This is a genomic window from Zoogloea sp. (genome assembly GCF_017302315.1).
In the GTDB taxonomy this organism is placed as follows: Bacteria; Pseudomonadota; Gammaproteobacteria; order Burkholderiales; family Rhodocyclaceae; genus Zoogloea.
The window spans coordinates 1-5,065 of the sequence record NZ_JAFLDT010000142.1 but is presented as its reverse complement, the minus strand read 5'-3'; the positions used below and the strand labels follow the sequence as shown (position 1 = coordinate 5,065).

8 protein-coding genes are annotated in these 5,065 nt (G+C 67.3%); 1 reads left to right on the top strand and 7 read right to left on the bottom strand.

All coding sequences use genetic code 11. The annotated features are described in order from the left end of the window. From J0L98_RS21075 to J0L98_RS21050, 6 genes are all read right to left on the bottom strand, one after another. Positions 1–339 (bottom strand): hypothetical protein (locus J0L98_RS21075; protein ID WP_296414166.1); only part of this gene is annotated, 339 nt, incomplete at its 3' end. A 3-nt stretch (positions 340–342) separates the two neighbouring features. Continuing rightward, positions 343–1,131, bottom strand: a complete 789-nt coding sequence (gene trpC / locus J0L98_RS21070; protein WP_296414164.1) for an indole-3-glycerol phosphate synthase TrpC — start codon at positions 1,129–1,131, stop codon at positions 343–345. 13 nt (positions 1,132–1,144) lie between these two features. Then, on the bottom strand, positions 1,145–1,558 hold the full coding sequence (locus J0L98_RS21065; protein ID WP_296414162.1) for a type II toxin-antitoxin system VapC family toxin: 414 nt from the start codon (positions 1,556–1,558) through the stop codon (positions 1,145–1,147). Next, positions 1,558–1,839, bottom strand: a complete 282-nt coding sequence (locus J0L98_RS21060) for a type II toxin-antitoxin system Phd/YefM family antitoxin (protein ID WP_296414159.1) — start codon at positions 1,837–1,839, stop codon at positions 1,558–1,560. The genes J0L98_RS21065 and J0L98_RS21060 overlap by 1 nt, the downstream gene beginning before the upstream one ends. Before the next feature lie 60 nt (positions 1,840–1,899). Continuing rightward, a complete protein-coding gene (trpD, locus tag J0L98_RS21055; protein WP_296414157.1) occupies positions 1,900–2,928 on the bottom strand; it encodes an anthranilate phosphoribosyltransferase in 1,029 nt (342 codons plus the stop codon). A 13-nt stretch (positions 2,929–2,941) separates the two neighbouring features. Continuing rightward, positions 2,942–3,514, bottom strand: a complete 573-nt coding sequence (locus J0L98_RS21050; protein ID WP_296414155.1) for an aminodeoxychorismate/anthranilate synthase component II — start codon at positions 3,512–3,514, stop codon at positions 2,942–2,944. Between the two features lie 213 nt (positions 3,515–3,727). Here J0L98_RS21050 and J0L98_RS21045 point away from each other — a divergent pair, with 213 nt between their 5' ends. Continuing rightward, on the top strand, positions 3,728–4,282 hold the full coding sequence (locus J0L98_RS21045) for a hypothetical protein (protein WP_296414154.1): 555 nt from the start codon (positions 3,728–3,730) through the stop codon (positions 4,280–4,282). A 56-nt stretch (positions 4,283–4,338) separates the two neighbouring features. On the opposite strand, the gene J0L98_RS21040 is transcribed toward J0L98_RS21045, so the two are convergent. Next, the coding region (locus J0L98_RS21040) for an anthranilate synthase component I family protein (RefSeq protein ID WP_296414152.1) at positions 4,339–5,065 on the bottom strand (727 nt) is incomplete at its 5' end.

Here is a 5,065-nt window from a genome sequence, read left to right as displayed (position 1 = left end):
GAGGTTGAGGACTTCGACCTGGAGAGTCGGCGTGCGCACGTACACGGCCCCCGCCCGCCACTCGCCCAGCAGGTAGCCCTCGGGCTTCTCGATGCGCACCAGGCCACCGCTCAGGCTGCCGGCCAGCTCGGCCAGGGTACGCAGCCCCGAGGCGGTTGCGCCCAGCCAGCCGACCAGCAGCACCACAACCACAACCACAACCAGGCCGAGGCACAGGCCCAGCCCTCCGCGGGTCAGGCGCGCAGCCCAGGACTCGCGGCGATGGGGCGCCGGCCCGGGCGACTCACCCGGCGTGCCAGGCGGTGCAGCGTCTGCCGGCGGTGCCGGCACCTCGCTCATGGATCAGCCGAACAGGGCCGCCAGCCCGGCGCCCGGGTCATCGGCACGCATGAAGGCCTCGCCGACCAGGAAGGCATTGACCTGATTGGCGCGCATCAGGGCCACATCGGCCGGCGCCAGGATGCCCGACTCGGTGACAACGATGCGATCTGCCGGGATGCGCGGCAGCAGATCCAGGGTGGTCTGCAGGCTGACCTCGAAGGTGCGTAGATTGCGGTTGTTGATGCCGAGCAGCGGCGTGCGCAGCTGCAGGGCCAGGTCCAGCTCGGCGCCGTTGTGCACTTCCACCAGCACCCCCAGGCCGAGGCTTTCGGCAATGGCTTCCATCTCCTGCATCTCGGCCAGGCTCAGGGCCGCGGCGATCAGCAGGATGGCGTCGGCCCCCATGGCCCGGGCTTCGAACACCTGGTAGGTGTCCACCAGGAAGTCCTTGCGCAGCACCGGCAGGCTGCAGGCGGCGCGGGCGGCCTGCAGGTATTCGGGGGCGCCCTGGAAGAACTGCCGGTCCGTGAGCACCGACAGGCAGGCCGCGCCGGCCTTCTCGTAGGAAGCGGCAATCTCGGCGGGCCGGAAGTCGGCGCGGATCACACCCTTGGACGGGCTCGCCTTCTTGATCTCGGAGATCACTGCAGCGTGGCCGGCGGCGATCTTGCCGCGGATGGCGCCGACAAAGTCACGGGCTGGCGCCTGGGCGGCCGCCTGCTCGCGCACCGCCGCATCGGAAACCACCGCCCGGGCGGCGGCCACCTCCTCGCGCTTCACGGCGAGGATCTTGTTGAGGATGTCGGACATGGGATTTCTCGGTTCAGGGTTCAAACCAGTTCTCGATGACGAGCCCGGCGAAAGGAGTGAAATCACGGACATTGCGCGTGACCAGAATCAGTTTGTGATGGCAGGCCGTAGCCGCGATCTGACCGTCGGCAAAGGCCGGTGTCTGGCCTGCCCGGGCCAGCCGGACCCACTCGGTGGCGTGCCAGGCTGCCGGGCCGGCATCATAGGGGAGCACCGGAAACAGGCTCGCTACCTCATCAATGAAGGCCAGGATCTGCCTGCGCCGCACGCCGTCGGCCAAGCGCTCGGCACCACACAGCAACTCGTGCCAACTGATGGCCGAGATGGCGCACTCGGCGGCATTGCGCTGGAGGGCCTCCAGCACGCCCCGGTGGGGAGCGGGGCGGGACGCTTCAGAAACGATGTTCGTGTCCAGCAGGTAACGCATCAGAAGTCGGCGGCAGGACGCCCCGGCGAGGCATCCCTCAAACCATCAAATTCGTCGCCATTCACGGCACTCTCGCCACAGCGCCGCCGCCAGGCATCCAGGGCGCTGTCGAAACGCCTGGGTTCGGCGGGGGCCTTCAGGCGCTGGTACTCGGCAACCGAGATCAGCACCGCCACCGGCCGGCCGCGTCGGGTGAGCTGGATGGGCTCGCCCTCCTCGACCCGATGGACCAAGCTCGTCAGGCCATCCCGCGCCTCGGCAATCGAGTAAGTACTGTCCATGCCCGCCTCCTTTTCGATGAGATGGCTATCTGAATAGCCATCTTAGACACTCCGACCCAATCAGACAAACTTGCGGGTCGCGGCCACAAAGGCCTCCAGCCTGGCGCGGGCCGCGCCGGAGGCGATGACCTCGCGGGCCTTGACGATGCCCTCGCCGATGGAGCCCACCACGTTGGCGGTGTACAGCGCGGTGCCGGCGTTGAGGGCCACGATCTCCCGGGCAGCGCCCGGTGTGTTGTCGAGCACCCCCAGCAGCATGGCCTTCGACGCATCCGCATCGGCCACCTTGAGGTTGCGGCTGGACATCATGGTCAGGCCGAAGTCTTCGGGGTGGATCTCGTATTCACGGATCTCCCCGTCCTTCAGCTCGCCCACCAGGGTGGCGGCGCCCAGGGAGACTTCGTCCATGCTGTCGCGGCCGTACACCACCAGCACATGCTCGGCGCCGAGGCGCTGCATGACGCGTACGCAGATGCCCACCAGATCGGGGTGGAACACGCCAAGCAGGGTGTTCGGCGCGCCGGCCGGGTTGGTCAGCGGGCCGAGGATGTTGAACAGGGTGCGCACCCCCATCTCCCGGCGCACCGGCGCCACGTTCTTCATGGCGCTGTGGTGGTTGGGGGCGAACATGAAACCGATGCCCGTCTCTTCAATACACTCGGCCACCTGCCGGGCGTTGAGGTTGAGATTTACCCCCAGCGACTCCAGCACGTCGGCGCTGCCCGACTTGCTGGAGACGCTGCGCCCGCCGTGCTTGGCCACCTTGGCGCCGGCCGCCGCGGCCACGAAAATCGTGGCGGTGGAGATGTTGAAGGTATGGGAGCCATCGCCGCCGGTGCCCACCACGTCGAGGAAGTTGCTGTCGCGGGGCACCACCACTTTGGTGGACAGCTCGCGCATCACGGTGGCCGCGGCGGTGATCTCGCCGATGGTCTCCTTCTTGACGCGCAGGCCGGTGAGGATGGCAGCCGTCATCACCGGGGAGACTTCCCCGGCCATGATCTGGCGCATCAGGGAGAGCATCTCGTCGTAGAAGATCTCCCGGTGGTCGATGGTGCGTTGCAGGGCTTCCTGGGCAGTAAAGGTCATCAGCGGGCTCCGATCAGGCTCTGGATTGTTCGAGGAAGTTGCGCAGCAGGTCGTGGCCACGCTCGGTGAGGATGGACTCGGGGTGGAACTGCACGCCCTCCACCTGCAGGGTCTTGTGGCGCACGCCCATGATCTCCCCGTCATCGGTCCACGCGGTGACTTCCAGGCAGTCGGGCAGGCTTTCGCGCTCGATGGCCAGGGAATGGTAGCGGGTGCAGGTGAGCGGATTGGGCAGGCCCTTGAACACGCCCTGGTCCAGGTGATGCACCGACGACACCTTGCCGTGCATCAGCTTCTTGGCGTGGATGATCTTGCCGCCGAAAGCGGCGCCGATGCTCTGGTGGCCCAGGCACACGCCGAGCAGCGGGATCTTGCCAGCGAACTCCTTGATGGCCGCCACCGAGATGCCGGCTTCGGCGGGCGAACACGGCCCCGGCGAGACGACGATCTGCTCGGGCTTCATCAGGGCGATCTGCTCGACGGTGATCTCGTCGTTGCGGAACACCTTCACGTCGGCACCGAGCTCGCCGAAGTACTGCACGAGGTTGTAGGTAAAGCTGTCGTAGTTGTCGATCATCAGCAACATGGCTGCAAATCCTTTCCTGAGGTGCGTCCGGCCATCGCAATCGTCATGGGGATGGCCGGCGCAGTGCTGCATTTTCTCGCAGATTCGGCCGGGTGCACCCGCCAGGGCGCGCCATCCGGCCGGCTATTTTTGCTATGTGACCGCGGTTACCGACAGGGGCTGGCCCGGCATGGGATAGTCAGAGCGCCTTCCACAACACAAAGAGAACCCACCATGAAGATCGCCCGCCTCCTGATCGCCGCCGCCCTTGCCACCTCCGCTGCCGCCCCGGCCCTGGCCGGCGACTGGAAGTTCCTGCCCATTCTCGACAAGGGCTACAGCCCGGCCTTCGTCGCCTCCGTGACCGGCGGCCTGATGGACCCGAAGCACGTGGATAGCGGCACCGCCTGGGGCCTGGAGTTGGCCATGAACTGCGGCCTGCTGCAGACGCCCACCGGCGTGGTGCGCACCAAGCTGTCGGTGAACAAGTTCGACAAGGGCGGGCTTGATCTGACCACCGTCGAACTCAACCCGCGCTGGACGATCCCCGTCGCCAAGGACGTGACCTTCGGCATCGGCCCCGGCATCGGCTGGGTGAAGGCCGACGCGGGCAACCGCACCGTGGACATGTTCGCCTGGCAGGCCGGCGCCGATCTGGACTACCGCATGGGCCAGCTCAACCTGGGCCTTGGCGCACGCTGGCAGGACACCGTCGGCAAGACGATCGCCACCGGCCAGCACGGCGCGGACAACTGGCTGGTTCAGGCCAAGGTCGGCATCGCGTTCTGACCCCCTCGCCCGCCGCGCTGCACCAGGCCGCCTGCGGGCGGCCTTTTGCATGGTGTTCACAGCGCGGTGTCGAGGCCGGCTTCGGCGATCTCGGCCGCACGCAGCATGGCGCGGGCCTTGTTCTGGGTTTCCTGCCACTCGGACTGGGGATCGGAGTCGGCGACGATGCCGGCGCCCGCCTGGACGTGGATCTTGCCGTCCTTGACCACCGCGGTGCGGATGGCGATGGCGAGATCCATGTCGCCGTGGAAGCCCAGATAGCCGACCGAGCCGGCGTAGATGCCGCGCTTGGTGGGTTCGAGCTCGTCGATGATCTCCATCGCCCGCAGCTTGGGCGCGCCCGACACGGTGCCCGCCGGGAAGGTGGCGCGCAGCACGGCCAGGGCGTTGAGCCCGTCCTTGAGCTTGCCTTCGACGTTGGAGACGATGTGCATCACGTGGGAGTAGCGCTCGACGGTGAAGCGCTCGGTGACCTTGACGCTGCCGGTGGTGGCCACGCGGCCGCAGTCGTTGCGGCCCAGGTCGAGGAGCTGGAGGTGCTCGGCACGCTCCTTCTCGTCGGCCAGCAGCTCTTCCTCGAGAGCAAGATCCTCGTCGTGGGTGGCGCCGCGCTTGCGGGTGCCGGCGATGGGACGCACGGTGACGTTGTTGTCTTCGAGGCGGACCAGGATCTCGGGCGAGGCGCCGACGACCTGGAATTCCTCGAAGTTGAAATAGAACATGTAGGGCGACGGGTTGAGGCTGCGGATCGCCCGGTACAGGGCCAGCGGCGTGGCGCCGAAG